The organism is Martinezella rhizogenes, assembly GCF_007002745.1.
Classification (GTDB): Bacteria; Pseudomonadota; Alphaproteobacteria; order Rhizobiales; family Rhizobiaceae; genus Agrobacterium; species Agrobacterium cucumeris.
Genome location: NZ_SGNY01000005.1, coordinates 103,109 through 129,295, shown reverse-complemented (window position 1 = coordinate 129,295; position 26,187 = coordinate 103,109). Strand labels below are relative to the sequence as shown.

General features: G+C 60.3%; 25 protein-coding genes. 13 read left to right on the top strand and 12 right to left on the bottom strand.

What is annotated here, in order from left to right:
* Window positions 1-9: 9 nt before the first annotated feature.
* On the bottom strand, window positions 10-915 hold the full coding sequence (locus EXN68_RS16345; RefSeq protein ID WP_142841882.1) for a LysR family transcriptional regulator: 906 nt from the start codon (window positions 913-915) through the stop codon (window positions 10-12).
* A 186-nt stretch (window positions 916-1,101) separates the two neighbouring features.
* Between EXN68_RS16345 and EXN68_RS16340 the strand changes: the two genes are divergently transcribed.
* Window positions 1,102-2,142 (top strand): aldo/keto reductase, encoded by a 1,041-nt coding sequence (locus EXN68_RS16340; protein WP_142841881.1) that lies wholly within the window; start codon window positions 1,102-1,104, stop codon window positions 2,140-2,142.
* Between the two features lie 92 nt (window positions 2,143-2,234).
* Here the strand turns inward: EXN68_RS16340 and EXN68_RS16335 are convergent, their stop codons facing one another.
* Window positions 2,235-2,759: a dihydrofolate reductase family protein gene (locus EXN68_RS16335; RefSeq protein WP_142841880.1), complete on the bottom strand. Its 525-nt coding sequence runs from the start codon at window positions 2,757-2,759 to the stop codon at window positions 2,235-2,237.
* Window positions 2,760-2,805: 46 nt separating this feature from the next.
* Between EXN68_RS16335 and EXN68_RS16330 the strand changes: the two genes are divergently transcribed.
* Window positions 2,806-3,375: a TetR/AcrR family transcriptional regulator gene (locus tag EXN68_RS16330; protein ID WP_142841879.1), complete on the top strand. Its 570-nt coding sequence runs from the start codon at window positions 2,806-2,808 to the stop codon at window positions 3,373-3,375.
* A gap of 142 nt (window positions 3,376-3,517) precedes the next feature.
* Here the strand turns inward: EXN68_RS16330 and EXN68_RS16325 are convergent, their stop codons facing one another.
* Entirely contained in the window at window positions 3,518-3,877 is a 360-nt protein-coding gene (locus EXN68_RS16325; RefSeq protein WP_142842081.1) for a VOC family protein, read from the bottom strand.
* Between the two features lie 171 nt (window positions 3,878-4,048).
* On the opposite strand from EXN68_RS16325, the gene EXN68_RS16320 reads away from it, so the two are divergent.
* The 4 genes from EXN68_RS16320 (at window position 4,049) to EXN68_RS16305 (ending at window position 6,269) form a co-directional block, all read left to right on the top strand.
* Window positions 4,049-4,537: a GNAT family N-acetyltransferase gene (locus EXN68_RS16320; RefSeq protein ID WP_142841878.1), complete on the top strand. Its 489-nt coding sequence runs from the start codon at window positions 4,049-4,051 to the stop codon at window positions 4,535-4,537.
* Between the two features lie 107 nt (window positions 4,538-4,644).
* A complete protein-coding gene (locus tag EXN68_RS16315; RefSeq protein WP_142841877.1) occupies window positions 4,645-5,244 on the top strand; it encodes a superoxide dismutase in 600 nt (199 codons plus the stop codon).
* Between the two features lie 105 nt (window positions 5,245-5,349).
* Complete coding sequence (gene fdxA / locus EXN68_RS16310; RefSeq protein ID WP_142841876.1) at window positions 5,350-5,685, top strand: ferredoxin FdxA; 336 nt, start codon at window positions 5,350-5,352, stop codon at window positions 5,683-5,685.
* 11 nt (window positions 5,686-5,696) lie between these two features.
* Complete coding sequence (locus tag EXN68_RS16305) at window positions 5,697-6,269, top strand: flavin reductase family protein (protein ID WP_161991366.1); 573 nt, start codon at window positions 5,697-5,699, stop codon at window positions 6,267-6,269.
* Window positions 6,270-6,300: 31 nt separating this feature from the next.
* Here the strand turns inward: EXN68_RS16305 and EXN68_RS16300 are convergent, their stop codons facing one another.
* Entirely contained in the window at window positions 6,301-7,230 is a 930-nt protein-coding gene (locus tag EXN68_RS16300) for an AraC family transcriptional regulator (RefSeq protein ID WP_142841875.1), read from the bottom strand.
* Between the two features lie 92 nt (window positions 7,231-7,322).
* Here EXN68_RS16300 and EXN68_RS16295 point away from each other — a divergent pair, with 92 nt between their 5' ends.
* Window positions 7,323-8,072: an SDR family oxidoreductase gene (locus EXN68_RS16295; protein ID WP_142841874.1), complete on the top strand. Its 750-nt coding sequence runs from the start codon at window positions 7,323-7,325 to the stop codon at window positions 8,070-8,072.
* Window positions 8,073-8,135: 63 nt separating this feature from the next.
* Here the strand turns inward: EXN68_RS16295 and EXN68_RS16290 are convergent, their stop codons facing one another.
* The 6 genes from EXN68_RS16290 to EXN68_RS16265 all read right to left on the bottom strand — a co-directional run bounded on the left by EXN68_RS16290 (window position 8,136) and on the right by EXN68_RS16265 (window position 13,931).
* Window positions 8,136-8,921: an inositol monophosphatase family protein gene (locus EXN68_RS16290; protein WP_142841873.1), complete on the bottom strand. Its 786-nt coding sequence runs from the start codon at window positions 8,919-8,921 to the stop codon at window positions 8,136-8,138.
* On the bottom strand, window positions 8,918-9,814 hold the full coding sequence (locus EXN68_RS16285; RefSeq protein ID WP_142841872.1) for a glycerophosphodiester phosphodiesterase family protein: 897 nt from the start codon (window positions 9,812-9,814) through the stop codon (window positions 8,918-8,920). The genes EXN68_RS16290 and EXN68_RS16285 overlap by 4 nt, the downstream gene beginning before the upstream one ends.
* A gap of 46 nt (window positions 9,815-9,860) precedes the next feature.
* Window positions 9,861-10,724, bottom strand: a complete 864-nt coding sequence (locus EXN68_RS16280; RefSeq protein ID WP_142841871.1) for an ABC transporter permease — start codon at window positions 10,722-10,724, stop codon at window positions 9,861-9,863.
* Window positions 10,724-11,578 (bottom strand): ABC transporter permease, encoded by an 855-nt coding sequence (locus EXN68_RS16275; protein WP_142842079.1) that lies wholly within the window; start codon window positions 11,576-11,578, stop codon window positions 10,724-10,726. The genes EXN68_RS16280 and EXN68_RS16275 overlap by 1 nt, the downstream gene beginning before the upstream one ends.
* Complete coding sequence (locus tag EXN68_RS16270; RefSeq protein ID WP_142841870.1) at window positions 11,578-12,618, bottom strand: ABC transporter ATP-binding protein; 1,041 nt, start codon at window positions 12,616-12,618, stop codon at window positions 11,578-11,580. Before EXN68_RS16270 ends, EXN68_RS16275 begins: the two co-directional genes overlap by 1 nt.
* Window positions 12,619-12,701: 83 nt before the next feature.
* Window positions 12,702-13,931, bottom strand: a complete 1,230-nt coding sequence (locus tag EXN68_RS16265) for an ABC transporter substrate-binding protein (protein ID WP_142841869.1) — start codon at window positions 13,929-13,931, stop codon at window positions 12,702-12,704.
* Between the two features lie 145 nt (window positions 13,932-14,076).
* Between EXN68_RS16265 and EXN68_RS16260 the strand changes: the two genes are divergently transcribed.
* On the top strand, window positions 14,077-15,225 hold the full coding sequence (locus tag EXN68_RS16260) for an ROK family transcriptional regulator (RefSeq protein ID WP_142841868.1): 1,149 nt from the start codon (window positions 14,077-14,079) through the stop codon (window positions 15,223-15,225).
* An 84-nt stretch (window positions 15,226-15,309) separates the two neighbouring features.
* Here the strand turns inward: EXN68_RS16260 and EXN68_RS16255 are convergent, their stop codons facing one another.
* Window positions 15,310-17,292 carry a phosphatase PAP2 family protein gene (locus tag EXN68_RS16255; RefSeq protein ID WP_142841867.1) on the bottom strand — a complete coding sequence of 661 codons (1,983 nt, stop codon included), beginning with the start codon at window positions 17,290-17,292 and terminating at the stop codon, window positions 15,310-15,312.
* 234 nt (window positions 17,293-17,526) lie between these two features.
* Window positions 17,527-18,807: an ABC transporter substrate-binding protein gene (locus EXN68_RS16250; RefSeq protein WP_142841866.1), complete on the bottom strand. Its 1,281-nt coding sequence runs from the start codon at window positions 18,805-18,807 to the stop codon at window positions 17,527-17,529.
* Between the two features lie 194 nt (window positions 18,808-19,001).
* On the opposite strand from EXN68_RS16250, the gene EXN68_RS16245 reads away from it, so the two are divergent.
* The 5 genes from EXN68_RS16245 (at window position 19,002) to EXN68_RS16225 (ending at window position 26,187) form a co-directional block, all read left to right on the top strand.
* Entirely contained in the window at window positions 19,002-21,524 is a 2,523-nt protein-coding gene (locus EXN68_RS16245; RefSeq protein WP_142841865.1) for a hypothetical protein, read from the top strand.
* 116 nt (window positions 21,525-21,640) lie between these two features.
* On the top strand, window positions 21,641-22,735 hold the full coding sequence (gene bglB, locus EXN68_RS16240; RefSeq protein ID WP_142841864.1) for a beta-galactosidase BglB: 1,095 nt from the start codon (window positions 21,641-21,643) through the stop codon (window positions 22,733-22,735).
* Window positions 22,732-24,084, top strand: coding sequence for a polygalacturonase PglB (pglB, locus tag EXN68_RS16235; protein WP_142841863.1), 1,353 nt, complete (start codon window positions 22,732-22,734; stop codon window positions 24,082-24,084). The genes bglB and pglB overlap by 4 nt, the downstream gene beginning before the upstream one ends.
* The gene (locus EXN68_RS16230; RefSeq protein WP_142841862.1) at window positions 24,084-25,190 is read left to right on the top strand and encodes an ABC transporter ATP-binding protein; all 1,107 of its coding nucleotides are present in this window, start codon (window positions 24,084-24,086) and stop codon (window positions 25,188-25,190) included. The genes pglB and EXN68_RS16230 overlap by 1 nt, the downstream gene beginning before the upstream one ends.
* A gap of 1 nt (window position 25,191) precedes the next feature.
* Window positions 25,192-26,187 carry a carbohydrate ABC transporter permease gene (locus EXN68_RS16225; RefSeq protein ID WP_142841861.1) on the top strand — a complete coding sequence of 332 codons (996 nt, stop codon included), beginning with the start codon at window positions 25,192-25,194 and terminating at the stop codon, window positions 26,185-26,187.

Sequence of the window (26,187 nt, the reverse complement as noted above, 5' to 3'; positions counted from 1 at the left end):
GCCGGATGATCACTTCACCCGCCCATATTCGCCCAGAAAATCGAGCAGCGCCCGAATGCGTGAGGGAAGTGGTCCGCGCTGGCCGACATAAACCGCATGAAACATCTCCATCTCACCCGTATCAAAATCATCGAGGACCGATATCAGCCGCCCGGCGGCGATGTCCTCCCGAACGGTGAAAACCGCAAGACGAACCAGGCCGACACCGGCAAGAGCAAGGCGGCGAAGGCCCTCGCCATCGCTGACCTGTACGCGCCCCGTTGCAGGGATGACGACGGTCTTGCCGTCGGCTCGCAACGGCCACCCATCGACTGACCGGGCATAGCCAAATCCGAGACGATTGTGGTCCTCGAGATCGGCGATGGTTTGCGGCACGCCGCAGCGCTCCAGATAATCCGGGGCGGCAGCGATGACCATCCTTGTCTCACCGAGTTTTCTAGCAACGAGGCTTGAGCTTTTCAGTGGCCCGGCGCGAATGGCGATGTCCATGCGCTCGGCAAGAAGATCAACCACCAGATCCGTCTGGACAATGTCGAGTGTGACGCCCGGATGAAGTGCCAGAAACCGTGGCAGGATGGGTGCAAGAATATGCGTGGCATAAGAAGCACTGGTGTTGATCCGAACGCGGCCGATAGGCTGTTCGCCCTCCCCCGCGGCGCGTTCTGCCTCTTCGAGATCGGCAAGGATGCGCGTGGCACGCTCATAAAAAGCACAACCCTCCGGCGTTATCTGCAGCTGCCGGGTGGAACGGTTTAGCAGGCGCGCCCCGAGCCGCGTTTCCAGCCGGGCGATAAGCTTGCTCACCGCCGAAGGCGTCATGTTTGCCGCCGCGGCCGCTCGGGAAAAACCTCCGAGCTCGACGACCCGCACGAAGATCTCCATCTCCTCTGCCCGGTTGATCTCAAGTCGCGCCATGATGACTTCATCTCACAAGTGATATTATTTTCGGCATTCTATTTCATTGAAGGGTGAGCGTCTATCTTCAGACAGCGATTGAAACACACCGCAATCCTCGTCTGCCAGATCACGGCGGGATGGGCAGAGCATGGGGCCACCAGGCGCCTCGCCCGCAACCATGTCGCAGCAACAAAGGAACACCCCATGGAATATCGCTATCTCGGCAAATCCGGCCTGAAAGTGCCGGTCTTGAGTTTCGGTACAGGAACCTTTGGCGGTTCCGGGCCACTCTTCAGCAACTGGGGCAATCAGGACGCTCGAGAAGCTCGCCGCATGGTCGACATTTGCCTGGAGGCCGGCGTCAATCTGTTCGACACGGCCGATGTCTATTCCAACGGCGCATCGGAGGAGGTGCTGGGCGAAGCGATTAAGGCAAGGCGCGACAGCGTTCTGATTTCAACCAAGACCAGCCTGCCGATGGGCGACGGGCCGAATGACGCCGGTTCCTCCCGCTTCCGGCTGATACGCGCAGTGGAAGACGCGCTGCGGCGGCTCCAGACCGACCATATCGATATTCTCCAGCTCCACGCCTTCGATGCTTTCACACCGGTGGAGGAGGTGCTGTCGACGCTCGATACGCTCGTCCGGTCCGGAAAGATCAGATATACGGGCGTCTCGAATTTTTCGGGCTGGCAGATCATGAAATCGCTGGCGGTCGCCGATCGATATGGCTGGCCGCGTTACGTGGTCAATCAGGTCTATTATTCCCTTGTTGGCCGGGACTATGAATGGGACCTGATGCCGCTCGGCGCGGATCAGGGCCTTGGCGCCATGGTCTGGAGCCCGCTTGGCTGGGGCCGATTGACCGGAAAAATCCGCCGCGGCACACCGCTGCCAGAAGGTAGCCGCCTGCATGAGACAGCAAACTTCGGTCCGCCGGTGGATGATGAACATCTCTACCGCATAATCGATGCGCTCGACGCTGTCGCAGCAGAAACCGGCAGGACGGTACCGCAGATCGCTCTCAACTGGCTGCTCAGGAAACCCACGGTTTCCACAGTGATCATTGGCGCACGCAATGAGGAACAGCTTCGCCAGAACCTCGACGCCGTGGGATGGGAGCTGACATCAGCACAGGTGGCGCGGCTGGACGAGGCCAGCGAGACAACAGCACCCTATCCGCATTTCCCGTATCAGCGGCAGGAGGGCTTTGCCCGGCTCAATCCGCCGACGGTCAGCGGTTAGACTTTTAAAGGCTGGCGGCCTGGGGCGCTGTGCGTAGCTCCAGCCGCCGGAAAACGAGGGAATGTCGTCAGCCGTGCGGCCGTGAGGTCCGATCAAAAGCGGTAATGCAATCGCACACAGCCTTTCTCAATCGGCTTGGCGCTGAGCAGGCGAGGACTCGCTCGATAACCGGTGAGAGGAAAAAGAGGCTGGCCCGAGCCAAGTATCTCGGGGATAACGTAAATCTCGATCTCATCCAGCGCACCACGCTCCATAAAGGCCATCTGCAGCCGGCCGCCGCCCAGCATCCAGACATCGCCGTCCTCGAGCGCACGTAATTCCGCGATCAGCGCATCCACATCGGCATAGATTTCCAGCGGTCCTTTCGGTCGTTCAATCGGGTGCGACGTGACAACGATGACACGCTGGTCTCCATAGGCCCAGGGTGAATCCTCGCTGGCGATAAAGTCATAAGTCGCCCGTCCCATGACGACGGTCCTGATGCCCTTCAGGAACAATCGGTAATCATGCTCGCCGAGGTCCATGTCGTCATATTTGAAGAGCCAGTCGAGGGAGCCGTCTCCCGAGACGATCAAGCCATCCAAACTCGCCGCGATGTATCCACGGATAACAGCCATATTGCTCTCCTTGATTTATAAATGAATATACGTTTATATATAGACCATGCCTAGACACAAGCTGATTTCCGATGAGAAGGCGCTGGATGCGCTGCTGCCCCTCATGTTGCAAACCGGGCCAGATGGTATGACCTTTGCCGCAGCCGCAAAAGCCTGCGGCCTGTCCGCTGCAACGCTGGTGCAGCGATACGGCAAACGCGAAGACCTTGTGGAAGCCGTACTTCTGCGCGCCTGGGACAGGTTGCAGGCCGAAACGGCCGCGGCCGACGCCGAGGAACCCCTGACGCCTGAAGGTGCCATCTCCCTGCTCTTGCGGCTCATGCCCAGCTATGCCGCTGAACAGAATGCAAGTGATGGATTGCTGCTGCTGAGAGAAGATATTCGCAATCCATCCTTGCGAGCGCGAGGAGCACTTTGGGGCAAAACACTTGCCCGTGCGCTCGGACGCCGGATCACGGCCGACGACAGAAACGCCGAAAGGCTCGGCTGGCAAATGGCGGCGGTCTGGCAAGGAGCCCACACCTGGTGGGCGTTCACCCGTGGTGAAGATGCGGGCTCGGCCATCCACAAAGCACTGGAGGAATGGGTTGAGATGGTGAAGCGGGCAGAGCGCTAATCAGAAATCGCGCTGTTCTGGATTTTTGCGGGCTCTGCGCCGAAGGCACGTATTTCAGCGCGCCACAACATTTTCAACGAGATGATTGTTTTCTCGCCTCCACAATTGCTCCAAACCCCGGGCAGCGACAGATGAATCGCCATCAGGTCGCCGCAGGCTCCCATAATTCCACTGGGTTGCCTTCCGGATCGTGTATCCGGGCAAAACGGCCGACTTCGGAATCCCACTCCGCCCGGGTCTCTACCTTGACACCCTCTGCGGTGAGCTTCGCGATAAGACCATCGAGATCATCGACCCGGAAATTGATCATCCACTGTTGTTCATCACGGCCGAAATAATCGCTATCCCTAGCGAAAGGCCCGAAGATGGTCATTCCGGCCTCCTGCTGCCATACGGATATGTGCAGATTGTCTATGCCGAGATGTTTCTGATACCATTCGGCGAGGCCTGCGGGATCCCCGGCCCTGAAAAAAACGCCACCAATTCCAACGGCTCTCGCCATGAGTTTCTCCCGCTTCGCAAGAATGGAGGCGATGATGTGCACCACCGCCAAAAATATCAAGCAGAGCCAACGTCAACACCAGCCCGAAGTTGTAACGGCTGGAGAGCGGCAGGCGGCGATGATATCGATCGCTTACGACAGAGGTCGCCATATCCACCCTGGAGAGATGAGATGCTGACGCTTAGAGCGGCATCGTTTGCGGAAGCAGACGCGCTGACAGAACTTTGCCTGCGATCGAAGGCCGTGTGGGGTTATGATGAGGAATTCCTGCGTGCCTGTCGCTCAGAACTTACGATCACGCCCTGGAAAATGCGCGAGTCATTTTTTCAGGTCGCAATTGCCGAAGGGGAGCTCGCGGGCGTCGCCCAGCTATCCCTTAAAGAAAGCAGCGCCGCCGAGCTCGAAGCTCTTTTCGTCGAACCGAGGTTGCAGGGGCTGGGCACAGGGCGAGCTCTCTTCCAGTGGGCGATTTCGATCTGCCGGGATCATGCCAGGCGGACCCTTCTCATTGAATCCGATCCCGGTGCTGCCTCGTTCTATAAGCGCATGGGTGCCAAAGAGACGGGCGTGGTTCCCTCAGGGTCGATCCCGGGAAGGATGATACCGAGGTTTGAGTTTGACGTGCCAGACGTGAGTGAACACGCCCTCCCCTCCCGATGAAAAAACCTCTTGACCTCAACCATGGTTGAGCTCCTAGAAGTATTGTCACCTTGTTTCCGCAAGGCTCATTTCATGCTCTTGAGCGAACAGTTGACAAAGGATACCCCATGGCTTTCCAGCTTCCCGACCTCCCCTATGCCCATGATGCGCTCGCTGCCTCGGGCATGTCCGAAGAGACGCTGAAGTTTCATCACGATCTTCACCACAAGGCCTATGTCGATAATCTCAACAAGGCGATATCAGGCACCGCATGGGAGAAAAGCAACCTCGAGGACATCGTCCGGGGCACCTATGAGAAGGGCGCAATCGCCCAGTCCGGCATCTTCAACAATGCCTCCCAGCACTGGAACCACAATCTCTTCTGGGAGATCATGGGACCGGGAAATCACGCCATCCCTAAGACGCTTGAGGATGCGCTGACGCAATCCTTCGGCTCGGTATCCTTGTTCAAGCAGAATTTCGCCCTCGCCGGCGCCTCGCAATTCGGCTCGGGCTGGGCATGGCTGGTGGTGGATACCGATGGCACGCTAAAGATTACCCGCACCGAAAACGGCGTCAATCCGCTGTGCTTCGGCCAGAAGGCGCTTCTCGGCTGCGATGTGTGGGAGCACAGCTATTATATCGATTTCCGCAACAAGCGCCCGGCCTATATCGAGAACTTCCTCGACAATCTGGTGAACTGGCAGGCCGTGGCCGCCCGCCTCTGATCTGAGCCCCACCGATCCGGCCTCTGCCGCTGCCCTCGTGCGGCTGGCCGGGTCAGGCGCAGCCGGACAGCCGCCGTCCGGCTGCAACTTCATTCGAGCGTTTCAATGCCCTATGTCGTCACCGAAAACTGCATCGCCTGCAAATACATGGACTGCGTGGAAGTCTGCCCGGTCGAATGTTTCTACGAAGGCGAGAACATGCTCGTTATTCATCCCGACCAATGTATCGATTGCGGCATCTGCGAGCGCGAATGTCCTGCGGCAGCAATCCGGCCGGATACCGAAGCCGGGCTGCATGTCTGGCTCGACCTCAATCGCCACTATTCGGGCATCTGGCCGCGTGTACACCAGAAAAGGCAGTCGCCTGATAATGCCGACGTCATGAATGGCGCCGCAGCCAAGTTTTCCATTTTTTCCAAGAACCCGGGAGCGGGCGGTTAGCCCGGCACTGCATGTCTCATAATCTCAGGTTGATCGATGGCAGCGTGATAAGCCATACGCATATTCCGCTCAAAGGCACCGTTTCACCGACGATTTCCCCCCGCGAATTCAAAGACGCGATGGCCGCCCTTGCCTTTACCGTGGCTTTGGCCACGGCCTCCCATGCCGGAGAAAGGGTCGGACGAACGATCACCTCCTTCATGCCGCTCAGCGCCGAGCCCCCGTATCTGATGATCTCCATCGATGCCAGCAGCCGCATGGTTGATCTGATCGCCGCAAGCCGACGCTTCTCCGTCGCAGCACTTGCAAGAGGACAGGAAGAAATTGCCGACATATTTGCCGGAAAAGGCAACCTGCCGGACCGATTTTCCGTCGGCGACTGGGGTCTCTGGCCTTCTGGAAACCCGAAGCTTGACGGCGCGCTGCTATCCCTGGATTGCGAACTCGTCGGCTCCATCGATGCCGCCGACCATATCCTGTTTGTCGGGGCCATTATTGAAGCGACGTCTGACCCGCTACGCAGGGCCCTGCTCTGGAGCGAGCGCGACTATACCGTCAAGGAGGAACGCGGAGCCAACTCCTAAAGGGTTTCAGGCCCTGCCATGAGGGCAATAGCTAGAGAAAAGCCGTGGAATGGGGACGATCGTCATTGTTTGCCCGGGCAAAGCTTCCTGGAGCAACGCCCATTCTCCGGCGGAACGCGGTGCTGAATGCGCTGGCGGATTCATAGCCGATCTCATCGGCAATGCGGTCGAGCGATTTTACCCCGCTCATGAGCGCATCTCTCGCAAGCGCCATCCGCCAACGGGCGAGATATTCAATCGGCGCGCAGCCCACCATTTCAACGAAGCGCGCGGAAAAGGCCGAACGCGACATGCCGGCGATTCCCGCCAGTTCCGCAACCGTCCAGCCCACACGAACATCTTCATGCATGGCCGATAATGCGCGGGCAAGGCCGGGTAAACGCATTGCCTTTACCAATCCCGCGGGAATTGCCGCATTGCCCGCTCCCGGCCGGCGCAGCGCTTCCACCAGAAGGACTTCCAGCATGCGCCGGATGATCAGCTCCTTGCCCGGATCTTCGCCGGCGCACTCCTCTGACAGTAGCTCGATCAGCCGCGCCAGCCGCGATGCGCCTTTCTCCTCTGCCGGCACGTAGATCATTTCGGGCATCAGTGACAGCAGAAGTGAAGCATTGATGCGTTCGAACCTGAAGCTTCCGCCTAGCGCGACAAAATCGGGCGCCCCCTCCTGTTCGCCATGACGGACAGCCCGATCCTGCGGTTCGACGGGAACACATTCGACATCGGTCTCGCTACAAAGCGAAAAAGCCGGCGTTGTGGGCAGAAGCAGGAAATCTCCGCATGTCAACCTGAGAGGAGCCCGGCCTTCCATCATCACCCATGCCGCACCTGCAAGGACGAGCGCGAAACCCGGCGCATCATGCGGACGATAGCGCACTCCCCATCTGCCCTTGCCGGAAATCGGCTTCGAGACGGCGGCACTGGGTCGCAAAAGGTCGACGATATCGCTGAGAGGATCCATTTTGGACGATCGATAACAAATAATAGCTCATTGAGCATATATCATCCACCTCAGCCCGTCTATCTCCCGCACATCAACAACGGAGATTTACCATGACCAACACCATCCTGATTACCGGCACGTCGTCGGGTTATGGCAAAGCGATTGCCGAACTGTTCCTCGCACGCGGCTGGAACGTCATCGCCACCATGCGGCGTCCAAGCGCTGCCCGCTTTGTTGACGATACCGGCCGGTTGCGCGTGCTGTCACTGGATGTGACAGACGAGCATAGCATTGCAGCAGCGATCGATGCGGCCGGCCCGATCGACGTCTTGGTGAATAATGCCGGCATCGGTATGGTCGGCGCCTTTGAGGCTACACCGATGTCGGCGGTGCGCACGATCTTCGACACCAACAGCTTCGGTGTGATGGCCATGACACAGGCGGTCATCCCGCAGATGAGAAAACGCCAATCCGGCATGATCATCAACGTCACGTCCAGTGTTACGCTTGCTTCTTTCCCGCTTGCCGCCGCCTATACCGCCAGCAAGCAGGCTATTGAGGGATTTACCGGTTCGCTCACGCATGAACTGGCGCATTTCAACATTGGCGTGAAGCTGGTAGAGCCGGGTTATGCCCCGACAACCAGCTTCACGCACAACGCCATTCTGCCGCTTGAGCAGCTGCTTCCCGAAGATTACGCAGCCTTCGCGGGGCCAATTCTTGAGACTTTTGCCCAACCGGCTTTGACCACCCATGAAAGTGATGTCGGCGAAGCGGTTTGGAGCGCGGTGCATGACAACTCCGGACAGCTCCACTTTCCAGCCGGCGCGGATGCCGTCGCTCTCGCCCGCAAACACTGACCTTCAGAAAGCAGCAGGATGCCGAGTGTCTGAAGAGCACCCGGCTTCTGCTTTTCAGAAGATTCACGCGGGCTCCGCCGGCACTTTTCCCCTGATCTCCGGCCACAGCCCTTCCGTCACCGCCATCAGCGCCGGCGTTGCGGCGGCGACCCAGGGGATGTCGCTGCCGGGGCGCGTCCCGATACGGACATCGAGACCCGCTTCCCTTGCGAGAACGACGCCGCCGGCGATATCCCACATGGTCGTCAGCTTCTGCAGATGGCCGTCGAAGATGCCGCGCGCGGCAAAGGCAAGGCCGATCGATGTCGAGCGGATGGATTCCACCACCCAGCCCGCATGCCTGAGCCCGACGGTAAGAGCCGCCACCTCTTCCGCATCGGCAGCGGCGCTGTCGCCAAGCGACATGACCTGCACATCCTCAAAGGGCACATGGCGGGAAAGCGGCTTGCCATTCAGCATCAGCCCGGCTCCATCCGCCGCCGCATAAATGTCCTTGAAGACGGGCATGGCGACGACGCCGAGTTCCGGCCGGTCGTTGCGCACGAAGCCGAGGGAGATACCCCAGAGCGGCGAACCGCGCAGGAAATTGGCGGTGCCATCGATGGGATCGATAATCCAATAGGCGTCATCGGCAACACCGCCCATTTCTTCCCCCAGCACGGTTTCGCCGGGAAAAGCCGCCGCCAGACGGTCGCGGATCAACCTTTCGACCGTGGTATCGGCTTCCGAGACGAAATCCTGAAAACCCTTCGTCCGGGCGGCGATGGCGTCGCGGGCCTCGAAAAAGCGAAGGGCAAGGCCCATCGCTTCCTCGATGATGGCGACGGCGCGTTCGAGACGCTCGTTCATCGTGTCCACGCCCTGCCCGTCTCACCGGCGCCCGCCTTCAGCCAGTTGGTGAAGGCTTCGACTTCATCGGTCTGGATCGCGCCGACGCCAGCCCCGGCAAGTGCACCCCAGACGGCTTCCGGATTTGAAAGCGCACGCGTATCGTTGAAATCAAGGCAATGGGAAACGTCGAGCGAGTTGATCCACAGGCGGATGTTCTGGCGCTCCATCTCGTCACGGCCTTCGGCCAGATCGGCAATATCGGTAAATTTCACTTCGATCATCGGCGCCTTCAAGGCTTCGATCCGGCGCAGGTCCTCGGCAAACTTGCCCTTTCTCACCGGGAACATCGGCATATGCGGGATTTTGCCGAACCAGTCAGTCTCCAGCACCTCGAAACGATCGGCCTCGGGATCGATATCGGTTTTCACCAGCACCTGATCCTCGACGCCGAGCCGCAGCACGGTTTCCATGACCTGTGGCAGATCGCGGGTGAATTTGGTGTCGATATTGACGGTGATCTTGCCACGCGCCTCTTCCAGCAGTTCTTCCAGCGTCGGCACGCATTCATCGGTCACGCCAGCCGCATCGCCGCCCGCGCCGGCCTTCAGCTTCGCTGCGCGGACCACCTCGAAAGGCAGCGCGCTCACGGTGCCCTTGCCCGTCGTGGTGCGGTCGAGCGTTTCGTCATGAATGACGACCAGCCGGCCATCGGCCGTCGCCTGCGTGTCTATCTCGATCATCTCCACGCCGGCCGCAACCGCGGCGCGGACGGAGGCGAGCGAGTTTTCGGCGGTGGCGGTCCAGAAGCCGCGATGGGCGATGGTCAGGATGGCCGGATTGTCGCGCGAGCAGAGCGCGAGGACATTGCAGGGATTGGAGGTCTTACGGGAGGCTGCAAGGGTTTGATGCATGGTTTTCACTTTCGGACGTTGCAATTACCGGGTTTGAGCGCCCGGATCAGATTTTCCCCATGCCCGCCGCCATCAGGTCGTCGCGCAGGATGCGGCCGGCGATGATGAAGACGACGAGTGCGGGAAGAAGCAGGATGAAGGAGACGATGGCGGCGAGCGGCAGCTGCATCGAATAGGGATCGAGATACATGTAAAGCTTGATCGGCAGGGTCTCGACAACAGGCGCGCCGACGATGAAGGACTTGTCGAATTCCTCGAAGCTGCCGATGAAAGACATCAGCCCGCCGGCGAGAAGGCCGGGCACCGCAAGCGGCAATATGATGTGCAGAACGATGCCGACAGTGCCCGCGCCAAGCGAGCGGGCGGCATGAATGAGATCGTCTGGAATGGTCTCCAGCGCCGCCGTCATCAGCCGGATCATCAGCGGCAGGGTGCCGACGATCTGCACGAGAATGACCCCGGTTACCGAATAGGCAAGGCCGAAGAGAAGAAACACCTGCCCGATGCCGACGGCGACGACCAGCCCCGGAATGATGATAGGCGCCAGAATAAAAATCTCCACCAGCCGTTTCAGCCGGAAGGGAAAACGCGCCATGGCCCAGGCCGTGGGTAACGCGATGGCTGCCGTCAGGAAGGTGACGACGACGGCGATGAGGATACTGTTGATCGCGGCGCGGATGAGGCTTGCATCGCCGAGAATGCCCGCCCAGCGCGCCGTGGTGTAATGCTCCGGCACGACAAGCGGCGGCGACCAGCCGTCGGCAATGCTCCAGAGGAACATGAGAGCCAGCGGCACGGCGATGGCGAGCGTCAACGCGCCATAAAGCCCGATGGAGACGAAAATCCTGTCCTCCGGCGTAAAGGCACGGCGACGGGGAGTGACGGTAGGTTCAATGGTGATAGCACTCATCAGGCGTCTCCGCGGGTTTGGCCGGGGCCGATGCGGGATGTCAGCGAATAATAGAGAATGAGGACGGAGACCGCGAAAAGGCTCAGCACCATGCCCATGGCATAGACCTGATTAAAGCGGCCCTGATTGAACTCCTGGATCATCAGCACCGAAAGCGGCCGGGCCGTGGGCGGGCCGACGATATCGGGAATGGCATAGGAGCCCATGGAGCCGATGAAGGTCAGAAGAATGGCGGCGGTGATGCCGGGCATGGCGAGCGGCACTTCCACGAAGAAAAATGTCTTCAGCCGCGACGCGCCAAGCGTGCGGGAGGCATAACGTATATCCTCGGGAATGGCCGCAAAGGCGCTGGTGATGATCAGCGTCATGAAGGGTATCTGTTTCCAGACGCTGGCGAGAATGACGCCGATGCCCCAGTCGTCGCGCACGAGCTTGGGCAGTTCGATCCCGAGCGGCGCGACCAGCCGGTCGAGGAACCCACCCCTTTCGAAAACGACGATCACCATCAGGCCGACGATGATGCCCGGCACCGCCATCGGCAGCTTGTAAAGGCCGCTGAACAGTTTTCGACCGAGAAAGCTCTTGCGGATCAGAAGCGCCAGCGGCACCGAGGCCGCAAGCGAGACGATGACAGGCATGACACCGTAATAGATGGAGGTCGTGAGCCCCCGGATCATCGACGCGCGGGTGAAAATCCGCTGGTAGAACATCAGCGTGAAGCTGCCATCCTCCTGCCTGAAACTGCCGATCAGCGCCGACAGCAGCGGCCCGCCAAAGAAGACCAGAAGATACCCAACACCCGGCAAAAGCAGGAATAGAAGCTGGGCGCGCCCGTTTCGAAGGAGCCCGGCCATCATGCCGCCTCCCCCGCCATCCTGTCATCGAGAAGATGGACCGAGCCGGGAAACTGCAGGGCGACCTTCTGCCCGGCATCGATCAGAGTTTCAGCACCGGACTGGCTGATCCGGATCTGACGGCCGCCGATCTCGACCGCATAGAGTGCATTGGCGCCCATGAAAGAAACGGCGGAAACCGTGCCCTCGCCGGCCTGATCGGCGCGGATGTGGATGTTTTCCGGACGAACGGAAATCTGGACATTGCCGGCGGCAACCCGGTCAAGCGTCACGGACTGTCCCCAGGGCAATTGCGCCTGCTGGCCCTCAGCGAATACGGGCAGCAGATTGGTTTGGCCTAGGAAGCCGGCGGTAAAGGCGTGTTTCGGCGCGCGGTAAAGCTCGAGCGGCGTGCCGATCTCGACCACCCGGCCGGCATTCATGACGACGATCCGGTCCGACATCGCCATGGCTTCGGCTTGATCATGTGTCACATAAAGGCTTGTCGCGCCGATGCGGCGGTGAAGCTCGGTCAGCTCATGGCGCAGCGTATCGCGAAGTTTGGCATCGAGATTGGAAAGCGGCTCGTCGAACAGAAGCAGGCTCGGCTGCATGACAATGGCGCGCGCCAGCGCCACACGCTGCTGCTGGCCGCCGGACAGTTGCCGGGGCATGCGATCCACCAGCCCGGTGAGATTGCAGATATCAAGCGCATGGGCGATACGCCGCACCCGCTCGTCCTTCGCGACCTTCTTCATTTTCAGCCCGAAGCCGAGATTCTTGGCGACCGACATATGCGGGAAAAGCGCATATGACTGGAACACCATGGCGATATCGCGCGCTTCCGGCGGCGCCTGATCGATGCGTTTGCCACCCAGCCGGATCTCGCCGCCCGAAGGCTGGCTGATGCCGGTGAGGATGCGTAAAAGCGTCGACTTGCCGCAGCCGGAGGGCCCAAGAATGGTGACGAATTCGCCCCGCTCCACGGTGATCGACACGGGATGAAGCGCCCGGCTGGCGCCGTAATCCTTGCTGATATTGCTGATCTCGAGTTCACTCATGACGAGCCTCCCTCATATTTTTGACCAAGGCTATCCGGATCGCGCAGCCAGTTGCGGCACACGATCCGGCAATCCCAACGGCGTTACTGGTTGAGGACTTTTTCATCGAGCGCTTCGGCAAGCGCTGTCGACATGTCCCAGAAAGCCGGCAGCGACAGGCGCGGATAGACACTCTGCGGCAGCACATGCTCCTGCACCGCCTTCGGCATCAGATCATTGGTGACATCCGTGCGCGGCGAGCGGGAAGCCTTGTTTTCCAGCTTCCAGAGCTGGAATTCCTTGCTCATGGCCATATCGATCAGCAGTAGCGCCGAAGCGACTTTCTTGGCGTTGGCCGGCACGAACATGGCGTCCCCAGAGCCGACCTGCCCTTTTTCCAGAAGCGTGACGCGGAAACTGTCAGGCAATTGTTTGGTGCCGAGGAAGCTCATGACCTGATCTTCCCAGACCGTGCCCATGTAAAGCTGCTGGTTGTTGATGAGGTTGAGCGTATCGGCATTGCCATTGGTCAGTTCAGCCACGGCCAGAAGACGGCGGTAATAGTCCCAGACGGGCGTGAGGCACTCGGACTCCATGGCCCAGTCTTCGGCCTGCTGCAGCGTCTGGTTATAATCGGTCAGCTGCTTGCGGCAGTCGCCGGTGAGATAGTTGAGCGCCACCGAATAGATGAAACCGCCACCGGAACCGCCCTTGGCCGGCAGGGTGACGCCAAGCCGCTTGGGGTTCTTTTCGGCCCAGACCAGCAGGTCCTCGAAGCTCTTCGGCACATCCCCGGCTTTCACGAAGGCAGAATCGTAACCGATTGCGGTCTGGTTGAGATGCACCAGCGGGAAGCTGCCGCCATGCGGCTTGCCGAAAACGGTCTCGGCCATTTCCGGATTGTAATTCGCCATGTTCGGCAGGATTTTCGTCAGCGCAATATTGCCGACAACCCCCTTGGAGGAGAGAAGCGGATAGCTGCCGCCACCGGCGAAATAGGCATCAACCGGTGAATCCTGCCCTGCCGCCTGAACCGCGATGAGCTGCTGGTTCGCCTGATCGCCCTTCACGTCGCTATAGGCGACCTTGATGCCATATTTGGCTTCGAAACGGCTGATCAGCTCCTTCCACGTATCGGCGAAACTGCCGGCGAAATTATACATCGTCACCGAGCCCTCGGCTTTGGCGGCGGGAACGACGATCTCGTAAAAATTGTCGCGCGTGACCTTCGACAGATCGAAGTCGAGGTTTTTCATATTGCTGTCTGCCGAAAGGCACGGCGCTGCCGTCGTCGCCAGCGCAAGCGCGGCGATCGCAAGAAATTTCATGCGCATTGAATGGTTCCTCCTGAGGACCCGTTGTTGACCGGCCCCTTATTAATACACTCTAAGTGTAATATTTGTGACAGTCCAGTGAAAAATGCTGTCGCAAACCAATGCCCCATGTTGCCGCCGCTTCGCGCAGCCGTTATCCAAGGCCATGACAACAGATCAGACGCCGCAGCAGACCTTCGATCGCCAGCCGCTTGCCAGCGAGAATGAGCGTCTCATTCTGGATATCGTGCGCCGCCATGGCCCCATCGCCCGCGCATCGATCACGGGCCACACCAACCTGACCCAGCAATCCGTGCACCGGCTGATCGAAGGCCTGCTGGAGCGCGGACTGCTGCAGACCGGCGCGCCGCTCAAGGGCACGCGCGGCCAGCCGAGCCCCACCATCGAGCTGGTGCCGGAGGCAGCCTATTCACTCGGCATTTCCATCAACACCGACTCCGTCATCATCTGCATCGCCGATTTCCGCTGCGACGTGATTGTCGAAGAAAAGCTGAAGATGCTTCCGGAGGACCGGCAAGAGACGCTTGCGGCCTTGTCGCTGGCCCTCGAAAGGCTGCTGGCAGAACACGGCATCCCGCGCGAGCGCCTGCTGGGCCTCGGTTTTTCCATGTCGGGTTTCTTCGTGTCGGAAGACCGTGCCTTCAACGCGCCGGAGCCATTGCGCGACTGGTCGCTGATGGACTTGAAGCCTATCCTTGAGGAAAAATTCCACCTGCCGGTCTGGCTGGAAAACAATGCCACCACGGGGGCGATCGGCGAGAGCCTTCGCGGTGTCGGATCATGGTGCGAGACTTTTGCCTATCTGTCCTTCAACTACGGTTTCGGCGGCGGACTGATCCTCGGCGGCCAACCGTTTCACGGCTTTCACGGCAATGCCGGCGAATTCAGCGGCATATACAGCCCCGATGAATCGCCCAAGCGGCCGGCGCTGCAATATCTGATCGCCACCCTGCAGAAAAACGGCGTCGATATCCATTCGATTGAAACACTCTATCGACAGTTTGATCCGGCGTGGCCAGGAGTCGAGGAATGGCTGACCGAAACCATGCCGCAGGTGGACCGGCTGGTGGCAAGCCTGATCGCGGTACTTGATCCGCAGGCCATCGTCTTTGGCGGACAATTGCCACGCGCACTTGGCCAGATGATGATCGAACGCACGCACATGCCCTCCCAGCGCGAACACCGTTATGGTGTCGGCCCAAAGGAGGCGAAGCTGGTTCTCAGCGAAACGGTCGGCGATCCGTCCGCCATCGGCGCCGCACTATTGCCACTGAGGGTCCGGTACTTCCTGTAGGGTGATTATCCTGCGGTTCCCCGCAGATTTTTTGGGGCCGCCGTAACCGGAGGGTTGCGGCAGCCTCTATCATTGCATCATGGCCTATTCGACCACCACGGACAGTGCCGACCCGGTATAGACCGGTCGTACCTTCACATTGCCCGCATCGATCGTGGCGAATGTCCCGGTCAAACCATTGGCGGCGATCACATCGAGGCGCGTGCCGGCAGCCGGTGCGCCACCATCGAAAGCGAGCTTCAGCGTCGCGCCGTCCAGCACCACATTCCCTTTAACGCGCAGAGCAGCCTTTTGCGGATCCAGCGCCAATATGCCGCCAGACTGCGCATAATCACCGCCGATGGCGACATCCTTGCCTGCCGTTAGCGAAAGCGTGCCGCCGCTGACCAGCACGCCACCGGTTCCAAGCGCATCGACAGACGAGACTATCAGCGCACCATCCCTTAGAATTGTGCCGCCACCATAGCTGTTATTACCGCTGAGCATCAGCGCTCCGCTACCGGATTTGACGAGACGCCCTGCCCCGGCAATGTCGTTCGTCCAGCGGTCTGCCGCGTTGAAACCGCCGGCGGCGGCATCCATCGTGACTTCGACATCGCCATCAAACGCACCGTAACCACCGGCGGCGGCCACCAGATTGATGCGGCCCCAGCCATTGCTGTCATCAAGCAGCGGATAACCCGCCTCAATACCGGTAGAGAACAGAACGGCACGCCGCTCTGCGGCATCAAGATAAGGCAGGCGCGTTTCCAGCAGAACCTCGGCCCCTTTCGGCACCATCATCGGCGCGTCACCCACAGCTTTGTCGCGGCTGAAGGAAAAAGTCATGCGCCTGCGATAATCCGCCGCGTTCGCCGTCGCATCCGCAAACCGGTCAACATCCGGCTTTGCGCCATGGGCGAAATCGATAAGCGACTGCCCCTGCGGCAGACGTTTGGCGAAATAGGCCTGCAAGGTCTCATGCGCGGCCTTCTTCACCTCGGCATTTTTCGGGTCCTGCAACATGGCGGCGGCCATGGCGGTTGCGGTGATGCGGCCGCCGATCACGTCGAGCGGCGAATGCATGCCGGCGACGATGCGGCTTTCACCAAGTTCGGAGGCAGCCGTCAGCAATTCGGTAAAACGCTCCGGCACGGCATAGGCATAAGCGATGGCGGCCAGATAGGCAGCGTTGGTATGCCCGCTCGGAAAACCGCCATCCTTGGAGCGGCCGCGATTTTCCCGCGCATATTTCAGGGCCGGCACGATGACGCCAGCGTCGCTGTCATAGCTTTCGAATGAACGGTCACCGATCGTTTCTTTACCGGTTTCGATCACCTCGCCCCTGTCATTCATGCGCCAGGGCCGCGGTGTGGAATAGAAATATTTCGCCGGCGATGTCGTGCCTTCCGGGCCACGGATCACCTTCATGAAAGCGACGAAATCCTTCAACTTGCTATCGGCTGCACCCGCCTCGGTGCCCTTGTCGTCCTCCTTGCGGGTGATCACCTCGTTCGGATCGAAATCCGAAAGCGTATGATTGATCGTCGTCGTCGCGCCCGCACCTTCGCGATACCAGTCGGCAAGCGGGCCCATGCCGTCGATAACGCTGTAACCCTGTGAACGGCGATCATTCATATAGGCTTCGAAAGCCGCAGCGCGGGTGCGGTTTTCCCCGGTCACGGACAATACGTAACGCATGTTTTCCTGCCAGACGGCGGGATCTACAATCTTCACATGGCTGAAATCCGATGGGCCGTCGCCATTGGCGCCGCCATCCGCCCATTTTTCATCGCCGAGCGTCCAGATGCGGTTGAAACCCGAGAGGATTTCGATGATCGGGTTGTCCCGGTCGTCATAGGCGCGGACATCCTCGCCCTTCTCATTCTTGCCGGTCTGGTTGCGATAATTGTCGGCAAGCGGCAGCGGATAGGTCGCGGCAGGTTCTGGCACCGTGATGGCATAACCCTGACCTGCCGGCCCGCTGCCCTCGAACCCCTGCGCGCTCGGCACGAGAACCAGCAATGCGACGGAGGCAAGCAGGGGCGAGCGTGCGGACGGAAAAGACGACATCTTCAGTTTGGCCATGACGAATCCTATGATTTGCAGCGAGTGACGCGTGACGAAAACAGGCGGCACGGTCTCCCGCGCGCCTCGTCATCAGGTTTAAATGGAGCGTATTTCAGTTTTTCGATGGTGCTGATCGAGACAGCATATGTGGCAATATCCGCCCGGAAAAAGCGGAGAGATATGCCCGAAGACCGGCTTCGGGCATAGGGTTCAGTGGCTTCGTTACTCCGGCAAAGCCGAATGCTGGGCCAATTACTTTTTGACCGCAACGGCCTCGTTGATCTTGGCGACGTCGTCAGCCAGCACCTTGTAGGTCTGGTCAAGCGTCAACTCGCCGACAATCAGCTGGCTCATGCGCTGCACGATCTGCTGATACATGGCGCTGCCGCCCTTGGCGCGCTCGAAATCGCGGGCCGCCTGCGGCACGTTCTTCTTGTTGTCGAGGAAGACCTTCATCGCCGCCTTGGCGTCTTCACTCTTCAGCTTGTATTGCGGATCGACGATTTCAGCGCCGGTCAGGACGACATAGTTCTCGGCGATTTCCCGCTGCACCTTCTCGGAGCCGAGGAATTCGACGAAGTGAGCGACATCTTCAGGATATTTGGTACGCTTGAAGCCGACAATGGCGGTGCCGCCGGGCATGGCGTAGCATCCGGCATCGCCGCAGGGCGCATTGATCGCCGTCCATTCGAAGGCGTCGCCGATCTTGTTCTGGAACGGGTTTACCATCCAGTTGCCGGCCAGATAGGTCACGACGTTACCGTTGACGAATTCGTCACCCATGTTCTTGTACTGCGAACCGCCGGCGGCACCCCACATTTCCTTGGGGAAGCTGCCATTTTGCGTCCATGAATAGATATCGGCGATGTATTTTTTCGCCGCATCATCCGGGAAGCTGAACTTGCCGTCCTTCACATAGCTCGAACCGTAAGCGAAAGCGCCGCCGGAGAAGCGGTGGCCGGAACGGTCCATGGTGAAGGGGATCTGCACGCCGGTCGCCTTGGCAACACGGGCGGAAGCCTCGACGATCTCGCTGAATTTCGCGGTCGGGCCGGGCAAGGGCTCACCCGCCTGCTCGAACAGCGTCTTGTTGACGAAGGGCAGGTTCAGCGTCTGCGACGCCATGTAACCGTTGATCGACTGCGGATCGTTGACGTTGGGCAGGCGAAGCTGGTTGAGGCTCGAACCATGCAGCTTCGCGAAGGCCTCCGCATCTTTCATGTAAGGCCGCATATCGAGATAATAGGGGGCGAGTTGCCAGTCGGTGATCTTGGCAATGTCAGGGCCTTCGCCGACTGCCAGCTGCACCGGCAGCTGCTTGGAAACGGCGTCGTAACCCGAAGACACGAAGTTGATCTTCACGCCCGGATTGGCCGTTTCGAACTCCTTGCTGAGGTCGGCCATGCGCTGCACGTAACCCTGGTCGTCATCCGTAAAAAGGAAAGTGATCGTGCGGGTCTCGGCCTGCGCGGCTGCAAGACCGGCGACGGAGGCAATTACAAGGGCGCTGACGCCCGAAAACAATTTCATCATGCTCATCCTCCCAATGAAAATATTTTCACAAATCGAATGAAAGCTCCTCTGCTTAATTCGATTTATCCTGTTTTGCGGCTTGACAGAATAAACGTCAAGTTGTTTGTTTTACATAAATCGCACAAATCGACGCGAAAAAGCGAAAATCGAATTGTGAAAATAATTTCATAAAGATCGAAGGGAGGCGATCCATTATGACGGATGGACCTTTGGCGACGGATGCGTCGCAGCCCACATATACCGTCGCCGACGGCGAGACGGTGACCGCCTGGATCGTCTCGGATCCGGTGGAGACATCGTTTCCGGGCGCACCCGCACCGGCGGAAGACCGGGTCAATTACCGTTTCATCAATGGTTTCGTCGATGTCGGCGACCTTCCCTGCCGCAAGGCTTTCCAGCAGACGATGATCGGCCGCGACATCGCGCCCGAGAGTGGCTTTGCGGTGTCTCACCTCAACCTGCCGGGTTCCAACCGCCGCGTGGAATTCACCGGCTTCTGGCATGTTCCCACCCATGTGCAGCGCTGGCTGAAGGGCACGTTCCGCAGCGATGCCGCCAGAAAGGCGCATTTCCGGTTGCGCACCTGCGGCGGCGTCCGCATCTGGGTGAACGGCGCTGAACAGGTGCGTTTCGAACCTTTTATCCGCAATGTCGAAACCAACAGCGACGTGACGCTCGACCTTGCGGCCGGCGACAACGAGATCCTGCTGCTCTGCGAGGATCTGGCGGAACGCGACATCATCTGGTTCTTCGAGCTTGAGGTTATCGATCCGACGCCGCTGACAGTCGTGTTGCCCGTGCCGCTCGACCACGAGGAAACGAAGCGCCTTGCGGCGCTGGTGCGGGATGTTCGCCCGGCACGCGACGTATTTTGCGGCACCGCTCTCGAACTGGTTTTCGGAGCAGCCCCTGCAAGCGACCTGCCCGTACACATCGCGGTGAAAAGCCATGGGCACGAGCGCGCGGCACTGGCGGAAGTGGATACCGTGCTGAAGGCCGGGCAATCCACGCTGGCAATCCCCGGGACGACAGGCATTTCGGACGGATATCACGGCGTCAGGATCACCATGGGCTCGGGTGCGGGAACGGTCACCCGCGTCATCGACGCAGCCTTCATGCATGATATCGCGCCGGAAGCGCCCAATGCCGATATTAGGGAGCGAAAGAAAGCGGCCCTCTCCTTCAGCGCGCGTTTCGGCGCATGGCGCATCGGCCGGGCGCTGGCGATGGTCGCCACCGGCAGCGATGACTTCAAGGCCATCGGCGGCATCGTCGATGCGACGCTGCGCTCCATCGACCGGCGCGAGGACTGCTCCGATTTCATCATGATCCCGCTGCTCTGGCTGGTGCGCGCCCATAGTGACCGCCTGCCAACTGAAATGCGGGCGCGGATCGACGCTTCGATCCTTGGATATCGCTACTGGGTGGACGAGCCGGGTAACGACGTCATGTGGTTCTGGAGCGAGAACCATGTTCTCTGCTTCCACACCAGCCAGCTGCTCGCCGGACACTATCTGCCCGACGCCATCTTCACCGCCTCCGGCCGCACCGGCAAAGAGCAGGCGGCGCTGGCCGCCGACCGACTGGAGCGCTGGTTCGACAGCGTCGAGGCGCACGGCCTCGCCGAATGGAATTCGGCCGCCTATTATCCCGTGGATTTCATCGGCCTTCTCGCCATCGAGCATTGGGCCGGACCGGAGCTTGCAGCACGCGCGCGCTACCAGCTCGATCTCATCTTCGAAATGATCGCGCTGCACACGCTCGGCGGCGTCCCCTCCGGTTCGCAAGGCAGAGCCTATGACAAGGAGCTGCGCGCCGGGCCGCTGACGGAACTGGCACCCTTCGCCGAGGTCGCCTTCGGCCAAGGCTGGCTCAACAACGGCGTCGCCTCTCTGCCGATGTTCTGCTGCGGCGATTACCTGCCACCGGCACATCTTGCCGCCCTTTCCCAGCTTGAGGGCGGCCGCATGGTAGAGGCGCGTTACGCGCAGGGGCTGGAGCCCGGCAAGCTCGTGCTGTTCAAGAACGAGGCCGCGCAGCTTTCCACCGTGGTCGACCACAAGACCGGCCGCAAGGGCCATCAGCAACACGTCATGGATATCAAACTCGCCGGCCATCCAATGGCGCGGCTCTGGGTCAACCACCCCGGCGAAGACGATCCGTGGGGCACCCAGCGTCCCTCCTACTGGGCGGGAAGCGGCATCCTGCCGCGCGTGGCGCAGCATCGCGATCTGGCGATGCTGATCTTTGATACGCACGATCACCGCAATGACTGGACCCATGCCTATCTTGGCCGCGACGGACTGGACGAGGTGCTGACGGAAGGCAACTGGCTCATCACCCGCTCGGGCCGCGGCTTTGCCGCGCTTCATGCAACGAACGGGCTTCAACCCATCACCGCAGGCGCCACCGCCGACCGCGAGATCAGATCACCCGGCCGCCGCGCTGGCTGGGTCGGCATCATCGGCTGCGGGGATGTCGCGGAGTTTGCCCGTTTTCGGGAAAAAATCCTCGCCACGCGGGTCACCTTCGATGCCGAAAGCCGGCTGCTCTCAGTCGCGCCGTCAGGCGGACCCGATGTCACCCTCACCTGGGACGGCGCATTCACCATCGGCGGGCAGGCAATGGCCTTCGATCATGACCAGCCCCAACCCGAAATCACCTTCGACAGTGCCGACCCCGCATCGGGTGGCGCGGCGCAACCATTCTACTCCTAGAGCCTTTCCGCTTTTCTGCGAAACGCGAAAACGCTCTAGCTCTTTGTTTTAACGCATTGTCCGGACGTAAAAGCGATCCCCGCTTTTACTGGAAATGCTCCTAGCGGAATTGACAGATGAACCAGCCAAGCATGGAAAAAGACACTCTCAGGACGACGATCGACAATGTCGCCGCCGCCTTCAGCCGCCTCAAGGGCATTCAGGAAGGTCTGGCGAGCAGCAGTTCCGAGGGCAAGATCCAGTTCGATGAATGGGACTGGGAAGTGGGTGTCGGCCTTTACGGTTTCCTGCGCCGGGCGCTCGCCGCCAACGATCGCAAAGCGCTTGATGATCTCGTGACATGGTATAGCTGGCAGATCGAGCGCGGCCTGCCGCCGCGCCAGATCAACAGCTCCGCGCCGATGCTGCCGCTTGTCATCCTGACGGAACATGTCGACCGGCCGGATTTCCGGGCGCTGGTGGAAGACTGGGCCGAATGGCTGGTGCATAAATTGCCGAAAACCGAAGATGGCGGCTTCCAGCACGTCGTCAAGGAGCGGCTGAACGAGGGCGAATTGTGGGACGACACGCTGTTCATGGCATGTCTGTTCCTCGCCCGCGCCGGCGTCGTCTGCAAACGTCAGGACTGGATCGACGAGGCGGTCTACCAGTTCATGGTCCATACGCGTTATCTGTCGGACCCCGTCACCGGGCTCTGGTATCACGGCTGGACCTTCAACGGCCGTCACAATTTCGCTCATGCCTTCTGGGCGCGCGGCAATTCCTGGATAACGGTTGCCATTCCCGAACTCTTCGAACTGGCGCCGACACTTGACGAAAAGGACAGGCGTTTCCTCGCCAATGTGCTGGCAAGCCAGGTGCGGTCGCTGCGTCAATATCAGCGCAAAGACGGCATGTTCCACACGCTGCTCGACGACCCGACCTCGCCGGTCGAGACATCGGCGACAGCCGGCATCGCCTATGGCATTCTGCGTGGCATCGAAGCCGGCATTCTCGGAGAAGAGAACCGGCCGCATGCGGAACGGGCGTTGAAGGCGGTGCTCGGCAATATCGATGACGAAGGCGTTGTTCACGGCGTCTCCGACGGCACGCCAATGGGCCATGATCTCGATTTCTACCGCCGCATTCCCAATCTGCCGACGCCCTACGGGCAGGCGCTGACGATGCTGCTGCTGATCGACGTGTTCCTGAAAAGGCCGCAGGTATCATGAGCGCGCAATCAGACATCACCATCACGGCCGATGGCCGTGATGCCACGGCCGACATCCAGCGGGCGATCGATACGGTCTCGGCAGCGGGCGGCGGTCGCGTGTCGCTTTCGGCCGGTCGCCATGTCAGCGGCGGCCTGCAGCTCAAGAGTGGCGTGGAACTGCACCTTGCCGAAGACGCGGTGCTCGCCCCTGTTTCCGATTACGAGGCCTATGCCCATACAACGGTTTCGGTGATCGCCGAGGCATCCAATCGCGGCATGATCATTGCCTGGGGCGCAAGCGACATCGCCGTTACCGGCCCCGGCCGCATCGAGGCCGGCGGCGAGCACTTCATCACCGGCGATGACGAGGCGATGGGAACCTTTATCCCGGCGGCACGGCGTCCGCGCGTGATGGTGCTGGAAGCCTGCCGCAACGTGCGCCTTGAAAACCTCTTCGTCAGCGGCTCGCCGATGTGGACGCTGCATATGGTCGATTGCGACTATCTCAATTTCCGCAATCTCCGCATCGAAAACGACCGCCGCCTGCCCAATACGGATGGCATCGTGCTGGATGCTTGCCGGCGCGCGCTGATCGAGGATTGCTTTATCTCGACTGCCGATGACGGCATCTGCCTGAAGACCAGCGCCGGGCCGGACGGCAAAGCGGTCGGTGCCTGCAATGACATCACGGTTCGCCGCTGCATCGTTTCCAGCGTCAGCTGCGCCCTGAAGCTTGGCACGGAATCCTTCGGCGATTTCACCAATGTGGTGTTCGAGGATTGCAAAATCGTCGAGTCCAATCGCGGCATCGGCCTTTTCTCCCGCGATGGCGGTGCCATGCGCAATATCCGCTTTTCACGGATCGAGGCCGAGTGCCACGAAACGCCGGGCGGCTTCTGGGGCTCCGGCGAGGCTGTGACCGTCACCGTCGTCGACCGCCGCCCCGAGCGTCAGGCCGGCAGCGTCGACAATCTGGTCGTGGAAGATCTGAGCGGCTCCATGGAAGGCGCAATCAATCTCGTCGCCACGTCGAAAGCCGGCATCCACAATGTCAGGCTGGAGCGCATCACGCTGTCGCAGCAGCCCGGCAAGCTGGGCACCGGTCTGCAATATGATCTGCGCCCCACCAATGCGGATATCGCCCCAAGCCCCGATGCGGCAGGCCGCGCCAATGCCTGGACGCGGGATGCCGAAGGCAGGATCGTCGGTCTGGAAGATTATCCCGGTGGAATGCCGGCGGTCTATCTTGCCGGCGTGGAAGGATTTGCGGCACGCGATGTCGCCATTAAAAGAACGATGCCCTTGCCCGAGGGCTGGAACAGCCAAGAGATCGTCGCGACGACGAACTTGTCCGAAGGGAGCAGGTAATGGGAAGTCTGAAACTGGAAAACCTCAACAAGGCCTTCGGTGCCGTTCATGTGCTGCATGACATCGATCTTCAGATCGAAAACGGCGAATTCGTCGTTTTCGTCGGCCCCTCGGGCTGCGGAAAATCGACGCTGCTGCGCATCATCGCCGGCCTTGAGGATGTCACGTCAGGCACCATCGGCATTGGCGGGCGCGATGTCAGCGCCCTGTCGCCGGCCGAGCGTAAGATCGCCATGGTGTTCCAGTCCTATGCGCTTTATCCGCATATGAGTGTGCGCAAGAACCTTGCCTTCGGCCTGGAAAACCTGCGTTTCAAGCGGGCGGAAATCGAAAGCCGCATCAACGAGGCGGCGCGCATGCTGGCCATCGAGCCCTATCTCGACCGCAAGCCGAAACAGCTTTCCGGCGGCCAGCGTCAGCGCGTCGCCATCGGCCGCGCCATCGTGCGTGAGCCCGACATCTTCCTGTTCGACGAGCCGCTGTCGAACCTCGATGCGGCCCTGCGCGTGCAGACGCGCGCCGAAATCACCCGCCTGCATCGCGATATCAAGACGACGATGATCTATGTCACCCATGATCAGGTGGAAGCCATGACCATGGCCGACAAGATCGTGGTGCTGCGCGCCGGGCGCATCGAGCAGGTGGGCAGCCCGCTTCAGCTGTTCGACAATCCGCGCAACCTCTTCGTTGCCGGTTTCCTCGGTTCGCCGCGTATGAACATTCTCAAGGGCACAATTACCAGGGACAGCGACGGCAACATCGCCATCGACCCCGGATACGGCGTCTCCCTGCCCTGCCTCGTCGAACCGGGAGAGGTATCTCCCGGACAGGCGGTTCTGGCAGGCATCCGCCCTTCGCATTTCACCATCACCGACAATGCCGGCCTGCCCTTCGAGGTGCAGTACCACGAAAGCCTCGGCACCGAGACCTATCTCTACGGCAATCTTCAGGGCCAGAAAGAGCAGATCATCGTGCATCAGGCGGGCCATTTCGCACCGACTTCCGGCTCGGTGCTGAAGATCATGCCGGCGCGTGAAAGGGTGCATGTCTTTGATCCCGTAACGGAACTGGCACTGCCGCGTCTGAACAGCCAGGGGAGAGGATAGCATGGCCAATCCGAAGCTTGCCAGACTGTCCGACCGTGCGCTCGACGCCGTGATGGCGATCGCTGAAGTGCCGCTCAATTTCATCGAGCGGCTGATCGGCAAAAGGCGCATGCCGTATATTTTCCTGATGCCGAACCTCGTCCTGTTCGGCATCTTCACCTTCCTGCCGATTGCGATTGCCGTCGGTTACGCCTTCACCGGCGGCACCGAACTCCTGATCAGCGACCGCCCCTTCGTGGGGCTCGAAAATTTCGGCAAGCTGCTGGATTGCCAGAGCTATATGGACCCCGGAAGCTGCCGGGAATCGCTGTTCTGGACGGCGATCTGGAACACGCTGTGGTTCGTCGGTTTTAATGTCACCGCGACGCTGTTCGTCGCGCTGGTCACCGCGCTGATCCTCAACCGGGCGATTGCGGCACGCGGCTTCTTCCGCGCCATGTTCTTTTATCCGGTCCTGCTGTCGCCGGTCGTCATCGGCCTTATCTGGAAATGGTTCCTGGACCGCAACGGCCTGCTGAACGCCTTCCTGCAGATGCTCGGTGTGCCGCCGGAAATCTTCCTGCTGGATGTCGGCTGGTCACGCTTCTTCGTGGTGGTGGTCTCGGTCTGGTTCCATATGGGCTTTTATACGCTCATCCTGCTGGCCGGCCTGCAGGCAATCCCGAAAGACCTTTATGAAGCCGCCGCCATCGACGCCGCCTCGCCCCGGCGCACGCTGTTGCGCATCACCTTGCCGCTTCTTGCTCCCAACCTCCTCGTCGTGCTGATCCTGTTGATGATCCGCTCGGTGCAAATCTTTGATGAAGCGTGGGTTTTGACCAATGGCGGCGGGCCGGGCACGGCCAATACATTCGTGGTGCAATATATCTACCAGATGGCTTTCGGCAGCGATCTGCGGCTGTTCGGCCTTGCGTCTGCCGCATCGGTTCTGATGGGTCTTGTGCTTCTCGCACTCACCCTCGTGCAGCTGCGCCTCGGCAAAAAGATGGAGTCCTGA

What these genes read in the sequence shown, in the direction of transcription:
- EXN68_RS16315 (WP_142841877.1), top strand. Translation starts at nt 4,645, where the DNA reads ATGGCTTTCCAGCTTCCCGACCTCCCCTATGCCCATGATGCGCTCGCT.
- EXN68_RS16275 (WP_142842079.1), bottom strand. Translation starts at nt 11,578, where the DNA reads ATGGCCGGGCTCCTTCGAAACGGGCGCGCCCAGCTTCTATTCCTGCTT.
- EXN68_RS16255 (WP_142841867.1), bottom strand. Translation starts at nt 17,292, where the DNA reads ATGGCCAAACTGAAGATGTCGTCTTTTCCGTCCGCACGCTCGCCCCTG.
- EXN68_RS16305 (WP_161991366.1), top strand. Translation starts at nt 5,697, where the DNA reads ATGTCTCATAATCTCAGGTTGATCGATGGCAGCGTGATAAGCCATACG.
- pglB (WP_142841863.1), top strand. Translation starts at nt 22,732, where the DNA reads ATGAGCGCGCAATCAGACATCACCATCACGGCCGATGGCCGTGATGCC.
- EXN68_RS16225 (WP_142841861.1), top strand. Translation starts at nt 25,192, where the DNA reads ATGGCCAATCCGAAGCTTGCCAGACTGTCCGACCGTGCGCTCGACGCC.
- EXN68_RS16270 (WP_142841870.1), bottom strand. Translation starts at nt 12,618, where the DNA reads ATGAGTGAACTCGAGATCAGCAATATCAGCAAGGATTACGGCGCCAGC.
- fdxA (WP_142841876.1), top strand. Translation starts at nt 5,350, where the DNA reads ATGCCCTATGTCGTCACCGAAAACTGCATCGCCTGCAAATACATGGAC.
- EXN68_RS16290 (WP_142841873.1), bottom strand. Translation starts at nt 8,921, where the DNA reads ATGAACGAGCGTCTCGAACGCGCCGTCGCCATCATCGAGGAAGCGATG.
- bglB (WP_142841864.1), top strand. Translation starts at nt 21,641, where the DNA reads ATGAACCAGCCAAGCATGGAAAAAGACACTCTCAGGACGACGATCGAC.
- EXN68_RS16320 (WP_142841878.1), top strand. Translation starts at nt 4,049, where the DNA reads ATGCTGACGCTTAGAGCGGCATCGTTTGCGGAAGCAGACGCGCTGACA.
- EXN68_RS16340 (WP_142841881.1), top strand. Translation starts at nt 1,102, where the DNA reads ATGGAATATCGCTATCTCGGCAAATCCGGCCTGAAAGTGCCGGTCTTG.
- EXN68_RS16250 (WP_142841866.1), bottom strand. Translation starts at nt 18,807, where the DNA reads ATGATGAAATTGTTTTCGGGCGTCAGCGCCCTTGTAATTGCCTCCGTC.
- EXN68_RS16300 (WP_142841875.1), bottom strand. Translation starts at nt 7,230, where the DNA reads ATGGATCCTCTCAGCGATATCGTCGACCTTTTGCGACCCAGTGCCGCC.
- EXN68_RS16345 (WP_142841882.1), bottom strand. Translation starts at nt 915, where the DNA reads ATGGCGCGACTTGAGATCAACCGGGCAGAGGAGATGGAGATCTTCGTG.
- EXN68_RS16260 (WP_142841868.1), top strand. Translation starts at nt 14,077, where the DNA reads ATGACAACAGATCAGACGCCGCAGCAGACCTTCGATCGCCAGCCGCTT.
- EXN68_RS16295 (WP_142841874.1), top strand. Translation starts at nt 7,323, where the DNA reads ATGACCAACACCATCCTGATTACCGGCACGTCGTCGGGTTATGGCAAA.
- EXN68_RS16335 (WP_142841880.1), bottom strand. Translation starts at nt 2,759, where the DNA reads ATGGCTGTTATCCGTGGATACATCGCGGCGAGTTTGGATGGCTTGATC.
- EXN68_RS16265 (WP_142841869.1), bottom strand. Translation starts at nt 13,931, where the DNA reads ATGCGCATGAAATTTCTTGCGATCGCCGCGCTTGCGCTGGCGACGACG.
- EXN68_RS16230 (WP_142841862.1), top strand. Translation starts at nt 24,084, where the DNA reads ATGGGAAGTCTGAAACTGGAAAACCTCAACAAGGCCTTCGGTGCCGTT.
- EXN68_RS16330 (WP_142841879.1), top strand. Translation starts at nt 2,806, where the DNA reads ATGCCTAGACACAAGCTGATTTCCGATGAGAAGGCGCTGGATGCGCTG.
- EXN68_RS16280 (WP_142841871.1), bottom strand. Translation starts at nt 10,724, where the DNA reads ATGAGTGCTATCACCATTGAACCTACCGTCACTCCCCGTCGCCGTGCC.
- EXN68_RS16285 (WP_142841872.1), bottom strand. Translation starts at nt 9,814, where the DNA reads ATGCATCAAACCCTTGCAGCCTCCCGTAAGACCTCCAATCCCTGCAAT.
- EXN68_RS16325 (WP_142842081.1), bottom strand. Translation starts at nt 3,877, where the DNA reads ATGGCGAGAGCCGTTGGAATTGGTGGCGTTTTTTTCAGGGCCGGGGAT.
- EXN68_RS16245 (WP_142841865.1), top strand. Translation starts at nt 19,002, where the DNA reads ATGACGGATGGACCTTTGGCGACGGATGCGTCGCAGCCCACATATACC.